This is a genomic window from Mesorhizobium sp. BR1-1-2 (assembly GCF_020165435.1).
GTDB lineage: Bacteria > Pseudomonadota > Alphaproteobacteria > Rhizobiales > Rhizobiaceae > Mesorhizobium.
The window spans coordinates 507,268-528,077 of sequence record NZ_JAIUID010000002.1 but is presented as its reverse complement, the minus strand read 5'-3'; the positions used below and the strand labels follow the sequence as shown (position 1 = coordinate 528,077).

The window sequence follows — 20,810 nt, the reverse complement described above, 5'->3', positions numbered from 1 at the left end:
AGCCTGTCAGAGGATAAGTTAAGCCGGTTAACCGGCTGGAGCATCGCAGCCAGGCGCAACAGCCTGGGCGCCGCCCGAAAGCGGCGAAGCAACCAGACGTGGGAAGAGCAGGAACCATGAACGAACTGAAGCCGGTCCAGAGCGAGTTCATCAATGCGGAAGCGGCAAGCCCGGAAGGCAATCCGGATCGTTTCGTCAATCGCGAGTTCTCCTGGTTGCAGTTCAACCGCCGCGTGCTCGAGGAATCGCAGAACGCAAACCATCCGCTGCTGGAGAGGGTACGTTTCCTGTCGATCTCCGCAGCCAATCTCGATGAGTTCTTCATGGTGCGCGTAGCCGGTCTCGCCGGCCAGGTTCGCGAAGGCATCGTGTTGAGAAGCCCGGACGGGCGTACCCCCGAACAGCAGCTCGAACAGCTGCTGCGTGAGGTCGAACGGTTGCAGGAAGACCAGCAGAAGAGCCTCTCGGCGCTGACCGTGCTGCTCAACAAGGAAGGCATCGAGAGCATCACCCGCGACGCGCTGACGAAGGATGAGAAGGCCTGGCTTGAGGAGCACTTCCAGGATCAGGTGTTTCCTGTTCTCACGCCATTGTCGATCGACCCGGCGCACCCATTCCCGTTCATCCCCAATCTCGGCTTCTCGATGGCGCTGCAGCTTCGCCATCGCAAGAACGGCGAGGAGATGAGCGCGCTCCTGCGCCTGCCGGTGGCGCTGAAGCGCTTCATCCGCCTGCCGGACCGCAAGCACCATGTCCGCTTCATCCCGCTGGAAGAGGCGGTCGGCCTCTACATCGGCAAGTTGTTCCCGGGTTACGAGGTCAAGGGCTCCGGCACGTTCCGCATCATTCGCGACAGCGACATCGAGGTCGAGGAGGAATCGGAAGATCTCGTGCGCCTGTTCGAGACCGCGCTGAAGCGCCGCCGCCGCGGCTCCGTCATTCGCATCGAGTTCGACATGCTCATGCCGGCCGAACTGCGCGAATTCGTCGCCGGGGAACTCGGCGTCTCGTCGAGCCGCATCAGCGTCCTGACCGGCCCGCTGGCGCTCAGCCAGATTTCGGAGATCGTGGCCGTTGCCCGCGACGACCTCAAATTCACGCCCTACAATCCGCGTTTCCCGGAGCGCATCCGCGAGCATGGGGGCGATTGCTTCGCCGCCATCCGCGAGAAGGACATCATCGTCCACCACCCTTACGAATCCTTCGACGTCGTGGTTCAGTTCCTGCGCCAGGCGATGGCCGACCCGGAAGTGGTGGCGATCAAGCAGACGCTTTACCGCACCTCCAATGACAGCCCGATCGTGCGTGCGCTGGTCGACGCGGCCGAGGCCGGCAAGTCGGTGACGGCCCTGGTCGAGCTCAAGGCCCGCTTCGACGAGGAGGCCAACATCCGCTGGGCGCGCGACCTCGAACGCGCCGGCGTCCAGGTCGTGTTCGGCTTCCTCGAGCTCAAGACCCACGCCAAAATGTCTCTGGTGGTGCGGCGCGAGGACGGAAAGCTGCGCAACTATGTGCATCTGGGCACCGGCAACTACCATCCGGTGACTGCGCGCATCTACACCGACCTGTCCTTCTTCACTACCGATGCCACGATCGCGCGCGATGTCGCGCAGTTGTTCAACTTCATCACCGGCTATGCCGAGCCGACCGCGGAAATGCGGCTGGCGATCTCGCCCTTCACGCTGAGAAACCGCATCCTGCAGCACATTTCCGATGAGGTCGCCCACGCGCTCGAGGGACGCCCGGCGCGCATCTGGATGAAGATGAACGCCCTTGTCGATCCGATCATCATCGATGCGCTCTATGACGCCAGCCGCGCCGGCGTCGAGATCGACCTCGTCGTGCGCGGCATATGCTGTCTGCGGCCGCAGGTACCGGGCCTGTCGGAAAACATCAGGGTCAAGTCGATCGTCGGCCGTTTCCTCGAGCACAGCCGCATCTATTGCTTCGGCAATGGCCATGGCTTGCCGTCGGACGAGGCGGTCGTCTACATCTCCTCGGCCGACCTCATGCCGCGCAATCTTGACCGTCGCGTCGAGACCATGGTGCCGATCACCAATCCAACTGTGCATGAACAGGTGCTGGGTCAGATCATGCTCGGCAACATCATGGACAATCAGCAAAGTTTCGACGTATTGGCTGATGGAACCTCCCGGCGCGTCGTGCTCGAGGAGGGCGAGGAACCGTTCAACGCACAGGAATATTTCATGACCAATCCGAGCCTGTCGGGACGGGGTGATGCGCTGAAATCGCATGCGCCGAAGCGGATCGCGCAATTCAAGCGCCGCAAGAAGAACGCCGCCGCCTGATGCTGTCCGATTCCCAGGGCCGGCTGCAGGATCGCCGACCGCTGTCCATCATCGACATCGGCTCGAATTCGATCCGCCTTGTCGTCTATGAGGGGCTGGCGCGCTCGCCGACCATGCTGTTCAACGAAAAGATGCTGGCGGGCCTCGGCCGCGGCATCGTGTCGACGGGGAAGCTCGACCCCGAGGGCGTGACGCGGTCAATGGAGGAATTCCGCCGCTTCCGCGCGCTCTCCGACCAGGCCGGCGCCGAGCACATGTACGTGCTGGCGACCGCGGCTGCCCGCGAGGCCGTCAACGGCCCCGATTTCATCCACCGCGCCGAAGACGTGCTCAAGACCGAGATCCGCGTGATCAGCGGCCGCGAGGAAGCCTATTATTCCGCGCTCGGCGTCATCTCCGGCTTTCATCCGGCCAACGGTATTGCGGGTGACCTCGGTGGCGGCAGCCTTGAACTGGTCGACGTCAATGGCGAAGCGATCGGCGACGGCATAACGTTACCGCTGGGCGGCCTGCGCCTGCAGGACATGGCCAAGAACTCGCTTGCTCAGGCGGCGAAAATCGTGCGCGACGAGCTGGGGCGAGCGAAGCTGCTGAAAGGCGGGCAGGGCAGGCCTTTCTATGCCGTTGGCGGCACCTGGCGAAATCTCGCCCGGCTGCACATGGAGATGACCAACTATCCGCTTGGCGTCATGCACCACTACGAGATCGGCGTCGAAAGTGCCGCCAATTTCCTGCGGCAAGTGGCGAAAGGCGAGATCGAGAAGATCAAGGGCATCGAGGGCGTTTCGAAGAACCGCCGCTCGCTCCTGCCTTACGGCGCCATCGTGCTGCAGGAAATCATGGCGGCGATGCAGCCGTCGAAGATCATCGTCTCGGCGCTCGGCGTGCGCGAAGGCTTCCTCTATTCCCTGCTCGACCAGGCTGAGCAGAAGGCCGATCCGCTGATCTCGGCATCGGAGGAACTCGCCCGGCTGCGCTCGCGCTCGGTCACCCATGCGCATGAACTCGTCGACTGGACGGCCAGGACCTTTGCCGCTTTCGGCATCGACGAGACCGAGGACGAGGCGCGCTACCGCCACGCCGCGGCATTGCTGGCCGACATCGGTTGGCGCGCGCATCCCGAATATCGCGGCAAGCAATCGCTCAATATCATCGCGCATGCCTCCTTTTTCGGCGTCGACCACCCTGGCCGCGCCTATCTGGCGATGGCCAACGCGTATCGGCACGACGGCATCTTCAACGAAGCCATCGCGCCCGAGATCAAGGCGCTGGCGACACCGCGCTATCTGGAGCGGGCGCGGGTGCTGGCGGCGTCGATGCGCGTCGTCTACCTGCTGACCGCCTCGATGCCCGGCGTCATGCCGAGACTGAAATGGGAACAGCGCGGCAACGGCGTGCTAGCGCTGGTCTTGCCGGCATCTCTGGCGGATCTCTATGGCGAGCGGCCCGCCGGGCGCTTGGCGCAACTGGCGCGAATCACCGGCCGCCGCCTGGTGCTGGCGGTCGAAGGCGGCCCGAGCGTTTCGGTGAAGTAGGGCCTCACGCCGAACCGCGGCCGTCGATCGACCAGGCGCCGGCCCCGGCCATCGCCAGCGCCAGGAAACCGCCCGCAATGGCGATGTCCTTCATCAGCATCTGCGAATGCAGCAAGGCGAGCATCGCGTCGCCGCCGCCTTGGCCGTAATGGCCGATGAAACCGGCGACGATGCAGAAGGCGGCGAGCAGCAGCGCAACGACCCTGGTCTGGAAACCGACCAGGATAAGCAATCCGGCGATCAGCTCGAACAAGCCGGTTCCCCAGGCGGCAAGCGTCGGCAATGGCAGGCCGAGGCCGGAGAAATAGCCCGCCGTGCCGGCAATGTCGCTCAAGGCATGAAAGCCGGACGGGACAAACAATGCGGCCAGCAGCAGCCGGGAAAGCAGAAGCAGCGCGTTGCGAGGCATGCTGGTTATCCTCCATCGTCGGCGGTCGCCGGCTCTGCTCGACCATCCCGATTCTAGCAGAAATTGCCGACTGGCGGAAAACTCCGGCCGGTATATCCCGACAACGAAAAGGCGGCGCGGAAAATTCCGCGCCGCCTTTTGGCTCAGCTATTTGCCAGGGTGGCTTCAGCCGCGCTTGGCGTCGATCGAATAGGCGCCGGCGCCTGAGGAAGCCAGCACGAGGAAGCCGCCGGTGATCGCCAGGTTCTTCATGAAGTTGATCATCTGCATCTGGTCGGCCCAGCCGGTGTGGGCGACCAGGGCCGTGGCGACGGTGAAGATCGCCAGCACCCAGGCGGCAATCCGGGTCTGGAAGCCGACGAGAATGGCCAGACCGCCGAGCAGTTCGATGAGGCCGACGACGAGGGCCGTCACGGTCGGCAAGGGCAGGCCGAGGCCGCCGAAATAGGCCGCGGTGCCGGAAAGGGCGCTGAGCTTGCCGAAACCGGAAAGCAGGAAAATGACCGCGAGCAGGATGCGGCCGAGCAGGATCGTGACAGAACTGTTGGACGCGGTGCCGGTGCCGGCGAAGGAAGTGTTGGTGGACATGGTGGCTCTCCGAATAGGTTGATCGCCCGTCAGATAGACCATGCCGACTGTTCACCAAAGCCGCCTGTCTGGCGACACATTGTTCACAGTACATACATTTCCGTGAACCGGTGAAAAACGGAAATTCGTGCCGGTTGATGCGGTGGCGGGAGGATATTCTCCCGCCGAAAACAATGCCTTTATCCCGGATGGGTCATATCTTCGGGCCGCACGATCCGGTCGTAGTCGGCTTCGCTGACCAGCCCGGTGGCCAGCGCTTCCTCGCGCAGCGTGGTGCCGTTCTTGTGCGCGGTCTTGGCGATCTTGGCAGCGTTGTCGTAGCCGATGGTGGGTGCAAGCGCCGTCACCAGCATCAGCGAGCGGTCGAGGGCCGCCTTGATGTTGTCTTCGCGCGCCTCGATGCCGACGACGCAATTGTCGGTGAAGGAGACCGAGGCGTCGGCGAGCAACTGCACCGACTGCAGGAAGTTGTACGCCATCAGCGGGTTATAGACGTTGAGCTCGAAATGGCCCTGGCTTCCGGCGAAGGTAAGCGCTGCATTGTTGCCGAACACCTGCACGCAGACCTGGGTCATCGCTTCGCACTGCGTCGGGTTGACCTTGCCCGGCATGATCGAGGAGCCCGGCTCGTTTTCCGGCAACGACAACTCGCCAAGACCCGAGCGGGGCCCTGAACCGAGGAAGCGGATGTCGTTGGCGATCTTGAACAGCGCGGCGGCAGCGGCGTTGATGGCGCCATGTGAGAACACCATGGAATCATGGGCTGCCAGCGCCTCGAACTTGTTCGGGGCAGTGACGAAGGCGATGCCGGTGATGGCGGCGATGCGGTCGGCCACCCGCTCGGCGAAGCCGACGGGCGCATTGAGGCCGGTGCCGACGGCGGTGCCGCCCTGCGCCAGTTCCTGGAGGCCGGGCAGCGTCAGTTCGATGCGTTTGATCGACGAAGCGACCTGCGCGGCGTAGCCCGAGAATTCCTGGCCCAGCGTGAGCGGTGTGGCGTCTTGCGTGTGGGTGCGGCCGATCTTGATGATATGGTTGAACTCTCTGCTCTTGGCGGCGAGCGCCTTGTGCAGGTGCTTCAGCGCCGGTAACAGGTCATGCACGATGCGTTCGGCGCAGGCGACGTGCATGGCGGTCGGGTAGGTGTCGTTCGACGACTGGCTCATATTGACGTGGTCGTTCGGGTGCACCGGCTTCTTGGAGCCCATGACGCCGCCCAGCATCTCGATCGCCCGGTTGGAGATCACCTCGTTGGCGTTCATGTTGGACTGCGTACCCGAGCCGGTCTGCCAGACCACCAGCGGGAAATGGTCGTTGAGCTTGCCGTCGATGACTTCTTGGGAGGCTTCCACGATCGCGTTGCCGATGGCCGGGTCGAGCCGCTTCAGCTCCATATTGGCTTCCGCCGCCGCCCGCTTGACGATGCCGAGCGCGCGCACGACCGACGCCGGCTGCTTCTCCCAACCGATCTTGAAGTTGCCGAGCGAACGCTGCGCCTGCGCGCCCCAATAACGGTCGGCGGCGACCTCGATGGCACCGAACGTATCGGTTTCGGTTCTGGTCTTTGCAGCGCTCACGGCAAGTCTCCGGTCTGTCGATTTGGGCAACGGCGTATCGCGTTGCACAAAACGCATCAAGCGGAGATTGCGGGCGGTGAAGATGCAAATCGGTTGAAGACGGAGCCCAATCTCCCCGCTCGCGGGGAGATCGGCTGTCCCGCTCACCCGGCCGTATATCCGCCATCCACCGCGAAAATCCCGCCGCTGGTCCATGCCGCCTCGTCGCTGGCGAGATAGATTGCCATGCCGGCGAGATCCTCAGGGCGGCCGATGCGGCCAAGCGGATAGCTGCGCTCGACATAGGCCTCGAGCTCAACCTTTGCCTGCGCCGGCAGATTGTCGACGGTCCTGCGCCGCATGGCGGTGTCGACGGTGCCGGGCGCTATGGCGTTGACCCTGATGCCACGCGGACCGAGTTCGAAGGCGAGTGACTTGGTCAGCGAATTCAGTGCGCCCTTCGACAGGGCATAGAGGCTCGACGGCCGGTTGGGGATCATCTTGTTGGCGAAGTAGGAGGAGATGTTGATCACCGATGCGCCGACCGGGAGATGCGGCAACAGCCCTTGCGTGAGGAAGAACGCCGCCGCCACATTGAGCGCGAAGGATTGCTGGAATTGGTCAATGCTGACAGTCTCGAACGGCACGAGATAGGCGACACCGGCATTGTTGACGAGGATGTCGGGTGGTCGGCCGGATCCATTCACGTAGTCGACAACAGCCGCGACGCCGGGGCTCGTGGCGAGGTCGGCCGACAGCGCTTCGACGGCGCCGTTCGGATGGGAAGCCGTGAGTGTTTCGCGGGCCGCCTCGAGTTTTGCGATGTCGCGCCCGATGATCAGGACCTCGGCACCCTCGCGCAAAAAGGCGTCCGCTATGGCAAGGCCGATGCCGTCCGAACCGCCGGTCACCAGCGCGCGTTTGCCGGAAAGTCTCATTGAACGCTCCAAGCCTGTTTGGTGACGAGAGCACCGCATATCGGCGGTCGAGGTCAAGCCGGCTGCCTATCCCATGGTATGAACTTCGGCGGCGGCCGGCGTCGGGCCAGCTGCCGACGCTTGCATTTGCAAACTGGGCAGGGAGCCGGCGGGCATTTACGCCTCGCCTCGATGGCGGGGAGATTCGGTCGAGCTTACGCCGTCTTCGCGCGGACTGGGGATCAGCAACAAAGCCGCGAGCGCGATGTCGCCGACAGGCGCAAGATTTCGGTCGGTCTGGTCAGGTCATGTCGGACGCCGTGCGAGAAGGCCTGCCATGCAGGTGAGGCGGCAAGCGCGGTTTCATGCAGGGCGTGCGCTTCTTCGCCATCAAAACCCATCACGCTGATGAAAACATTCTCAGTCGCTCGCACCGGCAGGCGTGGAAAGCTGTTTTCCGCATGCTCCGTGACGAAAGCGGCGAGCAGCCGCGCACCGGGCAACGCCGTCATCGGCGCCGCTTCAGCCTCGAAGCGGCTGGCGAACGCGGCTTCTGCGCCCGGCCGCAAATGATCAATCCGAATCACGACGATGCCTGACAGCGGCGCGCTTCTGCCTGGCTTTTCGTCGGCGGCCAAGCCCGCGCGCAAGGCGCCGGAGAGATCGAAGCCAGCCCCGGGCCACGCAGGTTTGAGCAGCAGCACATCGTCGGAATCGATCATCGTGGCGTTGGCGGCATCGCGGTGCGCTGCCCATACCGGACCGTCATAGAAGGCGCTCAGGGCACGTCTCCGCGCCTCCATGTCCTCGAAGCCGCGCAGCCAGACGAACATGTCGGGGCGATCGAGATCGCGGAACTGGCCGATGATGGTCATCCCGGCCTCTTCCTGGCCTTCGATCAGCTTGCCGTCAAAGAGGTCGATAAGGGTATCGCACTTGCCGGGTTTCAGCGTGTACTGCCGCAGTTCGACGACCGGGGAGGCGAGCGCTGCCGCCTCCGATGTGGCACTCAGGGGCAGGCTCATAGGCTCGTCTCCAAAAACAGGGTGATCATCCTGTTTATAAAACAGACCGGTTGTCCTGTTTTGTCAATGTGCTAGCTTCTTTTTCTTCCCTCCTGGAAGGAGAAGGTGGAGATTCGCGATGGCAGGGCATGCCCAGAAGCGCACCAATGATCCCGAAGGCATGCGCAACAGAGTGCTCGATGCCGCGCAGGAGTCATTTCAGACGCGCGGCTATCACGCCTCCAGTCTCGGCGACCTGATGGCGGCGGCGGGTGTCAGCGGCGGCGCATTGCATCATCATTTCCCGACCAAGAAGGCGTTGGCGCTGGCGGTGATCGAAGAGCGTGTGGCCGCGGCGGTCGAAGAGACATGGATAGCGCCCGTGCGGGAGGCGGCTTCGGCGCGCGAGGGCGTGCGTGCAACCTTCGAAGCCGTGGCGGCGGAACTTGAGCGGCAAGGTTTCGTGCGCGGCTGCCCGCTCAACAACCTTGCGCACGAGCTGTCGCTCGCCGATGCCGAATTGCGCACCGCCCTTGCCGGCATTTTTGCCGGCTGGCGCCAGGTGATCGCCGACAAGATCCGGGCCGATCAGCAGGCGGGCAGGGAGCAGGACACCGACCCGCAGCGTTTCGCCGCCCTGGCGGTCGCGGCCTATTCCGGCGCGATGTCGATGGCCAAGACGGCGCAGGATGCCGGCATGTTGCGCGATTGCCTGGCGGGGCTGGAGCAGAATGTCGCCCAAGCTTCGCCCGTGGCTGCAACGAGGCGGCGTCGCAGGATATTGCTGCCACCGGGAAACCTTTGATGCCGAGGACGAGAACGATCCCTACAACTCGGTTCGGTCTGGGGGAGGGCAGCCGTGGGCCGGGCGCTGAACTTTACTGCTGACCGGTGTCCGTGCTGAACTTCAACCCATGATGAAGCGCTTTTCACCAAAATCGGTATCACGACGCCGTTTTCTGGCGCGAGCTGCCGATCTTGCCACGGCCCTTGCACTTCCACGCCCGGCGCTCGGCCAGACCGGGCAGCGCATTCAGCCGATCGACGCCACCTTCCTGTTCATCGCCGATGTCCATGCCTGCCGCATGGCCAGCGGCTTGAGCCCCAATTGCCAGCAGGAAGGCAAGACCGATGCTGCCTTGCTGCGCAATGTGGCGGCTCTGAACGGCATTGGCGACAAGACATGGCCCCTCGAGATCGGCGGCGTCCCGACGGGCCTGCGCTCCGCCGGCAGCCGAATCGGCACGCCGCTCGGCCTGGTCGTCGGCGGCGACATGACCGACGATGGTGGCGGCCAGATCACCCAGCCGAGCGAAGGCACGCAATTGCTGCAATTCAGCCAGCGTTACCAGCAAGGCATGGGGCCTGACCGCGTGCATGTTCCAGTCTATGTCGGGCTCGGCAATCATGACCTCGACCAGAACGGCCCGCGGCATCACGTCGACTGGTACCGGCGCGAAATGCGCGACTACGTCGAGGTCAATCACCGTGCCGGCGTGTTCTTCAAGCCGCCGGTTCCGGCCACCGACTACGATGTCGAGACCGACTGCTATGCGTGGGACTGGGGCGGGCTGCATCTTGTCCAGACGCACCGTTTCGCCGGCGACACCGGCCATGGCGCGGACAGCAGCCTGCCCTGGCTGAAGCAGGATCTGGCGACCTATGCGGCGGACGGCCGCCCGGTCATCCTGTTTCAGCATTATGGCTGGGATAGTTTTTCGACTGAGCGATGGGATCCCGCAAAAAAGGCTTTCGACGACGACGGCAAGGGGCCGCCGCATTGGTGGAGCGATGCGGACCGTCAGGCACTGCTTGCGGCTCTGAAGGGCTATAACGTAATTGCCGTCTTCCATGGCCATCAGCACGAGGTGCCGATGATCTATCAGCGCGACGGCCTTGATCTCTTCAAGCCAAAGGCGGCCTATATGGGCGGGTTCGCACTGGCGCGGGTCACCAATGATGGCATGGACGTCGTGCTGGGCGAAGCCAGCGACGATTACGGCGAGGTCACATTCACCAACGCCTTCAGCAAACCGTTTCAGACATGAAAGCCCGCAGCCCCGGACGCTGACTGACGTGACCCGCCGGTGGCTCGGGCGGCTTTCGCTACGAGATCGTGCCGATGACGGCCGCCGTGACGTAAGGGCCGAGAGAAAACGCCCCTCGCACCTTTTATCGTGCGGGGGGCGTCTTTGCCGTCAACTTTTCCTTCAATTGCTCTCGTGAATTGCTGACGACAACCATGAAACGCGCTTCGACCGAAATGGCTCCCGGCACGTCGAGATTTTTTTAGGGCCGCCCTGTTCAGTGCCCGGTTGGCGTGGACCGTTGCGGCGGATGAGCCAAGAATTGACATGGCTGTTTAAATAGCTTACAAGACCTTTGTCGATATTTGTTGACCGACTTTTGTTATCCGCGTTTTGCAGCGCGCCTTTGACGAACTTCCCACACAAAAAATCGAGACAAACGACGTTATGCATCCGCATGGCGGCGAACGAGTATTTGCCATGGAAAGGGTTCGTCATGAGCACCGGCACAGTTAAATGGTTCAACGCCACCAAAGGTTTTGGTTTTATTCAGCCTGACGACGGCTCTGCCGACGTTTTCGTCCACATCTCGGCCGTAGAGCGCGCCGGCATGCGTGACATCGTCGAGGGCCAGAAACTCGGCTACGAGATGGTCCGCGACAACAAGTCCGGCAAGATGTCGGCCGACCAGTTGAAGGCGGCCTGAAAAAGGATTCAGCCCTCCCGGTGACCACGGATGTACTGGCACCGGTGAATGGCGAATTCGGGCGCATGGCGGCGGAAACCTGAGTTTTCGCACCGTGCGCACCGGGGCGTCCTGTGCATCCACTGGATGCGCGACGCTCTCATGGAAGGTCAGGCGGTGCCTGGCCTTTTTTATTTTACGCGTCCCGCCGCCGAAAATGCGCTGCATCCCGGCCTGAACGTGCTAAGGGACGCTTAAACAATTGATCCGCCGCCCCAATGCTTTTGCGCAGGGTCCTGACTGAAGACCGGTCTTGCCCTATCGGCACAAGACTCCTGACAGGAGAAAGATTTTGACCGCCAATTCGAAAACAGCTGCTGATCAGGCAGTGCCCTTGTTCAGCAAGACGCAAACTCAGTCGATGTCGCTCAACCGCATCATTTCCGAACGCGATGCCGTCACCGAGGCGCGTGAAGCCAAGACCGCGCGGTTGCGGGAACTGCGTCTGGAAAAAGAGGCTGATGAAATGGCTGCGGCGGCCGCCCAGGCAGCGTTGCCGAAACGGGTCGGAAGACGCTGATGGCCACCAAGCGCGTATCTCAGACACCCATCGCCACGGACGCGACCATCGCCGACATGGTCGAAACATTGGACAAGCCGGTCGAATATGTCCGGCGTGTGCTGGAAAAACTCGAACGCTGCAAGCGCGCCCATGGCGATGCACAGGTGCGCGTTGGCGTGCGCGGCCGCGCCGAGTGCCCGAACTATTTGATCGAATATGTCCGGCAAGACGCCAAGACCCGTGAGCCGGTGATCCATCAGGACGCCGCCTACAGCGGCAGCACGCATCGCGAATTGGCGCCGCATCACATCGCGGAGGCGAGAAACTGGTCGCCTGAGGAAATGAACATAACGGCGGTTTCGGCTCTGATCGGCCGTTTGCGCAGTCCGCGCACACCGTCGCGCTTCGCCGACGAGGACTGACATGGCCATAAAATTCTCCGCCAAGGACCACCCGCCGGCGCCGGCCGCCGCTGCAAAGCCGGTCAAGCCGGGCGCCGCGCCGAAGGCCGACGCAACTGCCGAGGCCGCGACCGATCTATTCAAGTCGCCTGCCGAGGCGCCGTCGCGCAAGGCAGGCAAGAAGAAATAGCGCCTTGCCGCAAGATACCGACCGCAATCCTGCCGCGCAGGGGCTGTTCGCCCCGGTGACCGCGGCAGGTCTTTCCTCGTTGCAACGAGACACCGTCCCCGCATTCGATTGCCAGAGCTGCGGCGCCTGTTGTTCCTTCTCGGCCGAGTGGCCGCGCTTTTCCACCGAGGACGACGCGCAGCTCGACCGTATTCCTGCCAAGTATGTCGCGGCCGATCTGTCGGGTATGCGCTGCGAGGGCGCGCGCTGTTCGGCCCTCTGTGGCGAAGTCGGCAAGGCAACCGTTTGCGGCATTTACGAGCTTCGCCCGGATGTCTGTCGCGCCTGCATGCCCGGCGACGAGGATTGCCTGATGGCGCGCCGGGCGCACGGGCTGCCTGTCCTCTGAAGCTGACGGCGCCGGCTTGTGCGCGGGGATTTCGCTGCTACGCTCTGTCAGGCAGGACAGCGGAGGATCAAATCGTGAGCATCGAATTCTTGTTGACGTCGCTGATCGTGGTGGCTTCGCCCGGCACCGGCGTTCTCTACACGCTGAGCGCCGGGCTTTCCCGCGGCGTCCGCGCCTCAATCGTCGCCGCTTTCGGCTGCACGCTCGGCATCATCCCGCATATGGCTGCCGCCATCACGGGCCTCGCCGCGCTGCTGCACACCAGCGCGGTCGCTTTCGACACGCTGAAATATCTGGGCGTCGCCTATCTCCTTTACATGGCCTGGAACACGCTGAAGGAGAGGGGCGGTCTGAGCGTCGAGGACAATGTCGCGCCGCGTTCCACCGGCAAGGTGATTGCCACCGGCATCCTCGTCAATGTGCTCAACCCGAAGCTGTCGATCTTCTTCTTCGCCTTCCTGCCGCAGTTCGTCAGCACGACCGAGCCGCACGCATTGTCGAAGATGCTGGAACTGAGCGGCGTCTTCATGCTTTTGACCTTCGTCATCTTCGTCGGCTATGGCATCTTCGCCGCCTCGATCCGCAGCCATGTCGCGTCGCGGCCGATGGTGCTGACCTGGATGCGCCGCACCTTCGCCGGCGCGTTCGTCATGCTCGGCGCCAAGCTTGCACTGGCGGACAGGTAGAATTTGTCCGCGTCGCCTCGGCACGCAATCGATGCCAAACAATGAGAAGGCGAGCCGGGGCCCGCCTTCTTCTGTTCTCCAACTCCGGGCCAGCCGGCAATCACTTGTTCGCGCCGCCGAGCGCCTTCAATTTTTCGCAGAACGGGGCATACGGCTTGCTCATCGCCGCATCCTGACATTCCTTCATCATCATGGCCTGGTCGTCCTTGGACATTGCTGACCAGGCAGCCTTCATCTCGGCGTCGGATTTCATCGTCTTCATGTTCGCATCGGTGAAGAACGGTTCCATCATCTTGGGCGAGTCGAGCGCCCCGGCAAGTGCCGTGCCGCTGAGGACGGTCAACGCGAGTGCTCCAAAGCAGGCGGTTCTGATGTTCATGACATTAGTCCTCCCTATGGTCTTTCTCGATCGTCGAATGGCGGTCGGGCTCAATTCCTAGCACAAACCGGTGTGTATTAGGAGTAACTCATATGGTGAAGCCGGCCTATCCCTTGACGTAGCCCATGGCCTCGACGATCCGGCCGCCCTCGACGCGCATCAGATTGACGCCACGCAATGAATTGCCGTCCGCCATCCAGTAGCGCCAGCGGATCGTCGCCCGCTCGCCCGCCACGAAGGTCTCCTCGAGTTCGAAGCGCGTGCCGGCCTGGGTCGCGATCGCCGTCCATAGTCCGACGCAGGCTGCCTTGCCGGCATGGCGCGCGCCGTCCGGCGCCGGCACGGTGTTTTCGATCACGCAATCCTCGCCCACCAGTTCGGCCAGCGCCGACGGGTCGTGCAACTGGAACACATCGTTGAAGCGCCGCATGATTTCGGCCGTCTGCCGCGACTGGACGTCGGGATGGATGTCCATGATGCCGTCCTGTTTCATCTCTTGTTTCTCCTTATTTTCATTGTTTCGTGGCGGTGCCCAGGAGGGTCGCCTTGAGGTTGATCCGGGGCACGCCGGCCAGTGCGCGCGAGACGAGACAGCTTGCCTTGGCGGACTGGGCAAGACGCTCGAACTGGTCTTCGGCGAGCCCCGCGACCTCGACCGACGTTTCAAGGTCGATGCGGGTGATGGTCGGCCCGGCCTCCGTCGCCCCGAGGTGCACCCTGGCGATGGTGCGGATGTCCCGCGGAATATGACCTCCCTGGCCCAGGATGAAGGTCAGCGCCATAGAGAAACAGCCGGCATGCGCGGCCGCGATCAGTTCTTCCGGGTTGGTGCCGGGGCCGTTCTCGAAACGCGACGGAAAGGAATAGGCGCCTTCGAACACACCGCTGCCGAGCCGCAGCCGGCCTGAGCCTTCCCTCAGCGTGCCTTGCCACTCGGCCGAAGCTTCACGAATTGTCATTGCTGTTCTCCCTTCAGGTTCGATCGATGTTGAAGATCAGGCGCCGTCGATGACGACCTTCCCGAACACGTCGCCTTGCTGGAAATAGCGGTAGGCGTCGCGGGCCTCGGCGAAGGGGAAGATTTTGTCGATCACCGGCCTCAACCGGTGCGCCGAGACGGCGCTGAGCATCGTTTCGAGGTTCGCCCGGCTGCCGACGAACAGGCGGCCGATGGTGGCGAGGCTGCGCTGATAGACGGCGCCCGGGATCTGCAGCGTTGCGCCCTTCGCATCCTGAATGGTGAGCAGCACGATGCGCCCGTAAAGCGCGCTGGCGATCATCGACTGCGCGAAGGTCGGCGGGCCGCCGGTTTCGACGGCAAGGTCGACACCGCCGGTCTCGCCACGCACCATCGCCCCCCATTCCGGCATGTCGATCGAGGAGACGACGAGGTCAGCCCCCATCGCCCGCAGCCTGCCGGCCTTCTCGGCGCGAGAGGTGACGGCGACGACGCGGCAGCCGAGCAGCTTGGCGAACTGCAACGCGAACAGCGAGACGCCGCCCGAGCCGATGACCAGAACCCATTGGCCGGGCTTGGGAATCTCCGCCCCGGTCAGTGCGTTCCAGGCTGTCAGGCCGGCGCAGCTCAGCGTTGCCGCCTCGCGCCAGTCGAGATGCTCGGGAAGTCGCACCGCCCATTGCTCGTCAAGCACGGCGTATTCGCCGAGCATGCCATCCAGCGTGCAGCCCAACTGGTCGATCAGTCCGGCATTGATGCGGCCATCGATCCAGCGGGCGAAATAACTGCCGGTGACGCGGTCACCGACGGCAAAGCGTGTGACATCATCGCCGATGGCGACAACCTCTCCGGCGCCGTCGCTCAGCGGAACGATCCCGCGGCGCGGCGTCAAGGGGTAGGTGCCATTGAGGATCATCGTGTCGCGTCGGTTGAGCGAGGTGGCGCGCACCCGCACCACGATCTCCTGGGACCTTGGCTCCGGCCGCACCTCTTCCCGCATCACCAGACATTCGGTTCCGGCCGAACCTTCAAGACGATAGCTGCGCATTTGGGTTCCACTGAATATATAGACTGATCTACATATTATGTAGACCAGTTGTCATATTCCTGGCAAGGCTTATAACGATCTCTCCTGACAGAGGTTGACATGGCAAACGACACGAGAGCCCGCATACTCGAAACGACCGGATTGCTGCTCAGGCGGCGCGGCTATCACGGCACTTCGCTCAACGATATTTTGAGCGCCAGCGGTGCCCCGCGCGGCTCGCTCTATTTCCACTTTCCCGGTGGCAAGGATCAGCTGGTCGTAGAAGTGACGCGCGCCAGCGTGGCCGAGGTGACTGAGAGGCTTGGCGCCGAGCTGGCGGCGGAAAGCGATCCGGCGGTTGCCGTCCACCACATTTACCAGTCGGTCGCTCGCATGCTGGAGGATAACGAATTCTCGCTCGGCTGCCCGGTCGCGCCGGTCGTGCTGGATGCGCCGAACGACGTGCCGGACTTGGAGGAAATCTGCCGCTCCGCTTTCGAGCAGTGGATTGGCCTGCTGCGCCAGGCGTTTGCCAGGGCAGGGGTGGTCGAGCGCCGCGCCCGGGCGCTGGCGCTGTTGGTCGAGTCCTCGCTGGAAGGCCTGATGGTGATTGCCCGCGCCACCCGCGATCGCTCATCGATCAACGTCGTGGCCGATGAGGTGGCTGCCCTGATCGAGCAGGCAGTCCTCGCGGGCAAGGCGACGCGGCAAGCAGAGAACACTGCTGTCTGACGCTGGTTCCAACCGACTACGGTGGAGCAAAGCCTGAATGTGCAAAGAAAAGGGCGGCATCGCTGCCGCCCTTTCCGCATGCATAAAGCAGATGGCTGGATTAGAAATCCATGCCGCCCATGCCGCCCATGCCGCCGCCGGGCATACCGCCAGGCATACCGCCAGCCGACTCCTTCTTCGGAGCCTCGGCGATCATGGCTTCGGTGGTGACCAGCAGGCCGGCGACCGAGGCCGCGTCCTGGAGAGCCGTACGCACGACCTTGACCGGATCGACGATACCCATGGCGATCATGTCGCCATATTCGCCGGTCTGGGCGTTGTAGCCGAAGGTCGCGCCCTTGTTCTCGAGGATCTTGCCAGCAACGATCGATGCTTCCGCACCGGCGTTGGCAGCGATCTGACGGGCCGGAGCCTGCAGTGCGCGGCGCACGATGTTGATGCCGGCGGCCTGGTCGGAGTTGACGCCGGTGGCCTTGAGGTTGCCCGAAGCGCGCAGCAGGGCCACGCCACCGCCGGCAACGATGCCTTCTTCCACGGCCGCGCGGGTCGCGTTGAGGGCGTCATCGACGCGGTCCTTCTTTTCCTTCACTTCCACTTCGGTCGCACCGCCGACGCGGATCACGGCAACACCGCCGGCGAGCTTGGCCAGACGTTCCTGCAGCTTCTCCTTGTCGTAGTCCGAGGTGGTCTCCTCGATCTGCTGCTTGATCTGGGCAACGCGGCCCTGGATCTCGGCCTTCTTGCCGGCGCCGTCGACGATGGTGGTGTTCTCCTTCGAGATCGACACCTTCTTGGCGCGGCCGAGCATGTTGAGGCCGACATTCTCAAGCTTGATGCCGAGGTCTTCGGAGATGACCTGGCCACCGGTCAGGATGGCGATGTCTTCCAGCATGGCCTTGCGGCGGTCACCGAAGCCCGGAGCCTTGACGGCGGCGATCTTCAGGCCGCCACGCAGCTTGTTGACGACCAGCGTGGCCAGGGCCTCGCCTTCGACGTCTTCGGAGATGATGAGCAGCGGCTTGGAGGTCTGCACGACCGCTTCCAGGACCGGCAGCATGGCCTGCAGGTTGGAGAGCTTCTTCTCGTGGAGCAGGATGTAGGCGTCCTCGAGATCGGCAACCATCTTATCGGGGTTGGTGACGAAGTAGGGCGAGAGATAGCCGCGGTCGAACTGCATGCCTTCGACGACCTCGAGTTCGGTCTCGGCGGTCTTGGCTTCCTCGACGGTGATGACGCCTTCGTTGCCGACCTTCTGCATCGCTTCCGCGATCATCTTGCCGACCGACTCGTCGCCATTGGCCGAGATCGTGCCGACCTGGGCAACTTCCTCGGAGGTCTTGATCTTCTTGGCGGCCTTGCCGAGAGCTGCGACCACTTCGGTCACGGCCAGGTCGATGCCGCGCTTCAGGTCCATCGGGTTCATGCCGGCGGCAACCGCCTTGTGGCCTTCCTGGACGATCGACTGCGCCAGAACGGTCGCGGTCGTGGTGCCGTCGCCGGCGATGTCGTTGGTCTTCGAAGCGACTTCGCGGACCATCTGCGCGCCCATGTTCTCGAACTTGTCCTCAAGCTCGATTTCCTTGGCGACGGTGACGCCGTCCTTGGTGATGCGCGGTGCGCCGAACGACTTGTCGATGACGACGTTGCGGCCCTTGGGGCCGAGCGTGACCTTCACCGCGTCGGCGAGGATGTTGACGCCGCGCAGCATGCGCTCACGGGCGTCGCGGGAGAATTTTACGTCTTTGGCAGCCATGTTCAACTCCTGGCAGGGGCTCGGATTGAGCCCGAAGATTCAAGATTCAGGTGACGGAAAGGCCGATATTCAGCCGATGATGCCCATGATGTCGGATTCCTTCATGATCAGAAGGTCTTCGCCATTGAGCTTGACTTCGGTGCCCGACCACTTGCCGAACAGGATGCGGTCGCCAGCCTTGACGTCCAGGGGCACGAGCTTGCCAGCTTCGTCGCGGGCGCCGGAGCCGACGGCGATGATCTCGCCTTCCTGCGGCTTTTCCTTCGCCGTGTCCGGGATGATGATCCCGCCGGCGGTCTTGGATTCGGATTCGACCCGGCGTACGACCACGCGGTCATGAAGCGGGCGGAACTTCGACTTTGCCATGTTTTCTTCCTCGATGAGAACGGTGAGAAACAGTTCCTCCGTCCGGCGAAGCCGGACAATCTACAAAGCCCGGCGGAGCCGGGCCTGTGGTTAGCACTCACCAAGGGCGAGTGCTAACGTGGCGGTGAAATAGGCTGCTGGCCGGCGAGAGTCAAGGCGCGTGCGATCGGACAGCGGCGCGAAATTTGTTTTCCGTCAGAGCCTCCTCGCAGAACGCGCCGGTTGCCGCTGGCCTCTCATGCAAAATGCGCCGGTTCTGCCGGCAATCGACGGCAGAACACGGCGCGAAGGGGGGCTCTGCCGCTGCCGGTCAGAGATCCATGCCGCCCGACACTTCGATACGCAAGACGTGTCGACGTCACGGGAGAGTGGGGCGCGAAAGCCGCCGCCGGAAAACTATAGAAACAATCTCAGCTGCGTATGGATGATGGACCTGTAGTCGTCGATCGTGCGGCGACCCTCCTTCTCGTCCTGCGTCAGTGCCAGCCGCACGACCCCGCCGGCAAGCTGGAAGATCAGGAACACCACGCGCGCGAAGTCTTCGCGCCGGTCGGGCCGCAGCATCGGAGCGACGTGGTCGCAGAACATCTTGGCCTGGTGCCTTGTCTCTGCGATGTCGAGATTCTGCAGCGCCTTGTCGGCCTGGATCGCGTTCTGCAGATCCTGGATGGCGGGGTCGTCGGCCACGCGCCGGTAATAGTCCTCGAGCATGCGGTCCGCGGCAGTCGTTACGTCCTCAAGCCCGCTTATTTCTGTGATGATCGCACCGAAGCGTGCTCGGCTTTCCTCCGAGAAGCGCTCATAGAGCATCGCCAGGATCGCCGATTTGTTGGGAAAATAATGGTAGACGGTGGCGATCGGTCCACCCGCCAGAGCGCCCACCTCCTTCATCGTCACGGCGTCGATGCCTTTTTCGCCGATCAGCCGCATGGTCGTCGAAAGGATCGCGTCGATGCGTTCGCGGCTCCGCTCCTGCTTTGGCCTGCGCCTCGGCTCCGTCCCCGTCCGCCTTGCTTCCGCCATGCGCCCAATCTCTCGCGAGAGCTTCAACATTCCCGGTTGACAAGAAACATGATCAAGTATCAGTTTCGTAATGCTGACAAGTTGTCAGTTTTTTTATCGCGCTGCAAGGACGTTGGGAGGCGCCTCGTGACTGCGACACAAGCCGCACAAGCGGAAAATGGCGATTGGCTGGTCGGCAATCCGACCGGCGTCGAGCTCGGCTCCGCATTATGGATCGGCTCGGTCGGGCTGCTGATCCTCGGGCTTCAGCCCGTGCTGCTTGGCGCGCTCTACACCGAGGGCCATGTCAGCGGCGATGAGCTGGCGCTGGTCGCCACGGCGGAGATGATCGCGATCGCCATCGGTTCAGCCGTGGTGGCGATGCTGCTTTCCGCGCGCAACATGCGCTGGAAAAGCGCCGTCCTTTTGATCCTGCTGGCCCTGGCGAATGTATGGACCGCCCATGCCGCAAGCGCCAATGCGCTGATCACCGCCCGCGCCATCGCCGGGCTGGCTGAGGGCGGCCTAGTCGCGATCGCCACCGAACTGATCGCCCGTTCGCGCCGGGCCGAGCGCATCGGCGGCTATTTCGTGACGCTGCAGACGCTGGCGCAATGCGCGCTCGCTCTGCTTTTGGCGCTCTATGTCATCCCCGCCGCCGGGTCGCCCGGCGGCTTCATCGTGCTTGCCGTCGTCTGCGTCGTTTCGCTGGCGGCCGCTTTCACCGTACCCGGTGACTACGCCGACCTGCCGAAAGAAGAGAACCTGGCCAATGTGCTGACGGTTCCGTCGATCACCGCGCTATTGTCGGTCTTCTGCTACTTCATGTTCTTCGGCGCGATCTGGGCCTTCCTGGAGCCGCTCGGTGCGCAGTATGGGATTGATAGCTGGACGGTCGGCCTGATCGTCTCGGCCAGCCTGGCGACGCAGGTCCTGGGCGCGATGACGGCAACCGTGTTCGAGGCGCGCATCGATTACCGGATTGCCATTACGGCCATCGGTGCCGTCGCGCTGGTCTCCTCCCTTGTTCTTGCCAGCGCACCTGGCCTGACGACATTCTGGATCGCCGCCTTGGTCATGGGCTTCATCCTGTTGTTCATCGTGCCCTACCAGATCCGCCTGGCGATCACCGCCGACGAGACGCGCACGGCCGTGCTGCTGGTGCCGGCGGCACAACTCCTCGGCCTGGCGATAGGCCCGATCGCGGCGTCGTTGCTGATCGACGGCAAGGATTTCCGGCCGGTGCCCGAATTCGCCGCTGCAAGCGCCTTTGCCAGCGTGGCGCTGCTTGGCCTGTTCGTGACCATTAAGCGCCGTCGGCGCGCGTGACGGGACG

24 protein-coding genes are annotated in these 20,810 nt (G+C 63.3%); 12 read left to right on the top strand and 12 right to left on the bottom strand.

The annotated features are described in order from the left end of the window. Positions 1–116 precede the first annotated feature (116 nt). On the top strand, positions 117–2,309 hold the full coding sequence (locus LB551_RS05925; RefSeq protein WP_224658515.1) for an RNA degradosome polyphosphate kinase: 2,193 nt from the start codon (positions 117–119) through the stop codon (positions 2,307–2,309). Next, positions 2,309–3,844, top strand: a complete 1,536-nt coding sequence (ppx, locus tag LB551_RS05920) for an exopolyphosphatase (protein ID WP_224658514.1) — start codon at positions 2,309–2,311, stop codon at positions 3,842–3,844. Before LB551_RS05925 ends, ppx begins: the two co-directional genes overlap by 1 nt. A 4-nt stretch (positions 3,845–3,848) precedes the next feature. Here the strand turns inward: ppx and LB551_RS05915 are convergent, their stop codons facing one another. The 5 genes from LB551_RS05915 to LB551_RS05895 form a co-directional block, all read right to left on the bottom strand. Then, positions 3,849–4,253 (bottom strand): DoxX family protein, encoded by a 405-nt coding sequence (locus LB551_RS05915; protein ID WP_224658513.1) that lies wholly within the window; start codon positions 4,251–4,253, stop codon positions 3,849–3,851. A 165-nt stretch (positions 4,254–4,418) separates the two neighbouring features. After that, positions 4,419–4,841: a DoxX family protein gene (locus tag LB551_RS05910; protein WP_224622737.1), complete on the bottom strand. Its 423-nt coding sequence runs from the start codon at positions 4,839–4,841 to the stop codon at positions 4,419–4,421. Positions 4,842–5,020: 179 nt separating this feature from the next. After that, positions 5,021–6,418, bottom strand: coding sequence for a class II fumarate hydratase (fumC, locus tag LB551_RS05905; protein ID WP_224658512.1), 1,398 nt, complete (start codon positions 6,416–6,418; stop codon positions 5,021–5,023). Between the two features lie 143 nt (positions 6,419–6,561). Further along, the gene (locus LB551_RS05900) at positions 6,562–7,335 is read right to left on the bottom strand and encodes an SDR family NAD(P)-dependent oxidoreductase (RefSeq protein WP_224658511.1); all 774 of its coding nucleotides are present in this window, start codon (positions 7,333–7,335) and stop codon (positions 6,562–6,564) included. 221 nt (positions 7,336–7,556) lie between these two features. After that, on the bottom strand, positions 7,557–8,339 hold the full coding sequence (locus LB551_RS05895; RefSeq protein ID WP_224658510.1) for an NIPSNAP family protein: 783 nt from the start codon (positions 8,337–8,339) through the stop codon (positions 7,557–7,559). A gap of 118 nt (positions 8,340–8,457) precedes the next feature. Between LB551_RS05895 and LB551_RS05890 the strand changes: the two genes are divergently transcribed. From LB551_RS05890 to LB551_RS05855, 8 genes are all read left to right on the top strand, one after another. Beyond that, positions 8,458–9,123 carry a TetR/AcrR family transcriptional regulator gene (locus tag LB551_RS05890; protein WP_224658509.1) on the top strand — a complete coding sequence of 222 codons (666 nt, stop codon included), beginning with the start codon at positions 8,458–8,460 and terminating at the stop codon, positions 9,121–9,123. 109 nt (positions 9,124–9,232) lie between these two features. Then, complete coding sequence (locus LB551_RS05885) at positions 9,233–10,366, top strand: metallophosphoesterase (protein ID WP_224658508.1); 1,134 nt, start codon at positions 9,233–9,235, stop codon at positions 10,364–10,366. 475 nt (positions 10,367–10,841) lie between these two features. Further along, positions 10,842–11,051: a cold-shock protein gene (locus tag LB551_RS05880; RefSeq protein ID WP_010915421.1), complete on the top strand. Its 210-nt coding sequence runs from the start codon at positions 10,842–10,844 to the stop codon at positions 11,049–11,051. A 331-nt stretch (positions 11,052–11,382) separates the two neighbouring features. Continuing rightward, entirely contained in the window at positions 11,383–11,610 is a 228-nt protein-coding gene (locus LB551_RS05875) for a hypothetical protein (protein WP_224622724.1), read from the top strand. Next, positions 11,610–12,014, top strand: coding sequence for a hypothetical protein (locus LB551_RS05870; RefSeq protein WP_224622722.1), 405 nt, complete (start codon positions 11,610–11,612; stop codon positions 12,012–12,014). Before LB551_RS05875 ends, LB551_RS05870 begins: the two co-directional genes overlap by 1 nt. A gap of 1 nt (position 12,015) precedes the next feature. Then, the gene (locus LB551_RS05865) at positions 12,016–12,183 is read left to right on the top strand and encodes a hypothetical protein (RefSeq protein WP_181172353.1); all 168 of its coding nucleotides are present in this window, start codon (positions 12,016–12,018) and stop codon (positions 12,181–12,183) included. Positions 12,184–12,187: 4 nt separating this feature from the next. Beyond that, a complete protein-coding gene (locus tag LB551_RS05860) occupies positions 12,188–12,571 on the top strand; it encodes a YkgJ family cysteine cluster protein (protein ID WP_224658507.1) in 384 nt (127 codons plus the stop codon). 74 nt (positions 12,572–12,645) lie between these two features. Further along, positions 12,646–13,257, top strand: a complete 612-nt coding sequence (locus LB551_RS05855) for a LysE family translocator (RefSeq protein WP_224658506.1) — start codon at positions 12,646–12,648, stop codon at positions 13,255–13,257. Between the two features lie 100 nt (positions 13,258–13,357). On the opposite strand, the gene LB551_RS05850 is transcribed toward LB551_RS05855, so the two are convergent. The 4 genes from LB551_RS05850 to LB551_RS05835 form a co-directional block, all read right to left on the bottom strand. Then, complete coding sequence (locus tag LB551_RS05850) at positions 13,358–13,636, bottom strand: hypothetical protein (RefSeq protein WP_140549208.1); 279 nt, start codon at positions 13,634–13,636, stop codon at positions 13,358–13,360. Positions 13,637–13,742: 106 nt separating this feature from the next. Then, the gene (locus tag LB551_RS05845) at positions 13,743–14,129 is read right to left on the bottom strand and encodes a nuclear transport factor 2 family protein (protein WP_224658505.1); all 387 of its coding nucleotides are present in this window, start codon (positions 14,127–14,129) and stop codon (positions 13,743–13,745) included. A gap of 19 nt (positions 14,130–14,148) precedes the next feature. After that, positions 14,149–14,595 carry an OsmC family protein gene (locus LB551_RS05840; RefSeq protein ID WP_224658504.1) on the bottom strand — a complete coding sequence of 149 codons (447 nt, stop codon included), beginning with the start codon at positions 14,593–14,595 and terminating at the stop codon, positions 14,149–14,151. 36 nt (positions 14,596–14,631) lie between these two features. After that, positions 14,632–15,642: a zinc-dependent alcohol dehydrogenase family protein gene (locus LB551_RS05835; RefSeq protein WP_224658503.1), complete on the bottom strand. Its 1,011-nt coding sequence runs from the start codon at positions 15,640–15,642 to the stop codon at positions 14,632–14,634. A gap of 99 nt (positions 15,643–15,741) precedes the next feature. Between LB551_RS05835 and LB551_RS05830 the strand changes: the two genes are divergently transcribed. Next, entirely contained in the window at positions 15,742–16,353 is a 612-nt protein-coding gene (locus LB551_RS05830; RefSeq protein WP_224658502.1) for a TetR/AcrR family transcriptional regulator, read from the top strand. A gap of 100 nt (positions 16,354–16,453) precedes the next feature. On the opposite strand, the gene groL is transcribed toward LB551_RS05830, so the two are convergent. From groL to LB551_RS05815, 3 genes are all read right to left on the bottom strand, one after another. Beyond that, entirely contained in the window at positions 16,454–18,106 is a 1,653-nt protein-coding gene (groL, locus tag LB551_RS05825) for a chaperonin GroEL (RefSeq protein ID WP_224622708.1), read from the bottom strand. Positions 18,107–18,175: 69 nt separating this feature from the next. Continuing rightward, positions 18,176–18,472 carry a co-chaperone GroES gene (groES, locus tag LB551_RS05820; RefSeq protein WP_006203049.1) on the bottom strand — a complete coding sequence of 99 codons (297 nt, stop codon included), beginning with the start codon at positions 18,470–18,472 and terminating at the stop codon, positions 18,176–18,178. A gap of 396 nt (positions 18,473–18,868) precedes the next feature. Beyond that, positions 18,869–19,495 carry a TetR/AcrR family transcriptional regulator gene (locus tag LB551_RS05815; RefSeq protein ID WP_140549203.1) on the bottom strand — a complete coding sequence of 209 codons (627 nt, stop codon included), beginning with the start codon at positions 19,493–19,495 and terminating at the stop codon, positions 18,869–18,871. A gap of 126 nt (positions 19,496–19,621) precedes the next feature. Here LB551_RS05815 and LB551_RS05810 point away from each other — a divergent pair, with 126 nt between their 5' ends. Further along, a complete protein-coding gene (locus LB551_RS05810; protein WP_224658501.1) occupies positions 19,622–20,803 on the top strand; it encodes an MFS transporter in 1,182 nt (393 codons plus the stop codon). Positions 20,804–20,810: the final 7 nt, after the last annotated feature.

What these genes read in the sequence shown, in the direction of transcription:
- LB551_RS05925 (WP_224658515.1), top strand. Translation starts at nt 117, where the DNA reads ATGAACGAACTGAAGCCGGTCCAGAGCGAGTTCATCAATGCGGAAGCG.
- ppx (WP_224658514.1), top strand. Translation starts at nt 2,309, where the DNA reads ATGCTGTCCGATTCCCAGGGCCGGCTGCAGGATCGCCGACCGCTGTCC.
- LB551_RS05915 (WP_224658513.1), bottom strand. Translation starts at nt 4,253, where the DNA reads ATGCCTCGCAACGCGCTGCTTCTGCTTTCCCGGCTGCTGCTGGCCGCA.
- LB551_RS05910 (WP_224622737.1), bottom strand. Translation starts at nt 4,841, where the DNA reads ATGTCCACCAACACTTCCTTCGCCGGCACCGGCACCGCGTCCAACAGT.
- LB551_RS05900 (WP_224658511.1), bottom strand. Translation starts at nt 7,335, where the DNA reads ATGAGACTTTCCGGCAAACGCGCGCTGGTGACCGGCGGTTCGGACGGC.
- LB551_RS05895 (WP_224658510.1), bottom strand. Translation starts at nt 8,339, where the DNA reads ATGAGCCTGCCCCTGAGTGCCACATCGGAGGCGGCAGCGCTCGCCTCC.
- LB551_RS05890 (WP_224658509.1), top strand. Translation starts at nt 8,458, where the DNA reads ATGGCAGGGCATGCCCAGAAGCGCACCAATGATCCCGAAGGCATGCGC.
- LB551_RS05885 (WP_224658508.1), top strand. Translation starts at nt 9,233, where the DNA reads ATGATGAAGCGCTTTTCACCAAAATCGGTATCACGACGCCGTTTTCTG.
- LB551_RS05880 (WP_010915421.1), top strand. Translation starts at nt 10,842, where the DNA reads ATGAGCACCGGCACAGTTAAATGGTTCAACGCCACCAAAGGTTTTGGT.
- LB551_RS05870 (WP_224622722.1), top strand. Translation starts at nt 11,610, where the DNA reads ATGGCCACCAAGCGCGTATCTCAGACACCCATCGCCACGGACGCGACC.
- LB551_RS05865 (WP_181172353.1), top strand. Translation starts at nt 12,016, where the DNA reads ATGGCCATAAAATTCTCCGCCAAGGACCACCCGCCGGCGCCGGCCGCC.
- LB551_RS05850 (WP_140549208.1), bottom strand. Translation starts at nt 13,636, where the DNA reads ATGAACATCAGAACCGCCTGCTTTGGAGCACTCGCGTTGACCGTCCTC.
- LB551_RS05845 (WP_224658505.1), bottom strand. Translation starts at nt 14,129, where the DNA reads ATGAAACAGGACGGCATCATGGACATCCATCCCGACGTCCAGTCGCGG.
- LB551_RS05840 (WP_224658504.1), bottom strand. Translation starts at nt 14,595, where the DNA reads ATGACAATTCGTGAAGCTTCGGCCGAGTGGCAAGGCACGCTGAGGGAA.
- LB551_RS05835 (WP_224658503.1), bottom strand. Translation starts at nt 15,642, where the DNA reads ATGCGCAGCTATCGTCTTGAAGGTTCGGCCGGAACCGAATGTCTGGTG.
- LB551_RS05830 (WP_224658502.1), top strand. Translation starts at nt 15,742, where the DNA reads ATGGCAAACGACACGAGAGCCCGCATACTCGAAACGACCGGATTGCTG.
- groL (WP_224622708.1), bottom strand. Translation starts at nt 18,106, where the DNA reads ATGGCTGCCAAAGACGTAAAATTCTCCCGCGACGCCCGTGAGCGCATG.
- groES (WP_006203049.1), bottom strand. Translation starts at nt 18,472, where the DNA reads ATGGCAAAGTCGAAGTTCCGCCCGCTTCATGACCGCGTGGTCGTACGC.
- LB551_RS05815 (WP_140549203.1), bottom strand. Translation starts at nt 19,495, where the DNA reads ATGGCGGAAGCAAGGCGGACGGGGACGGAGCCGAGGCGCAGGCCAAAG.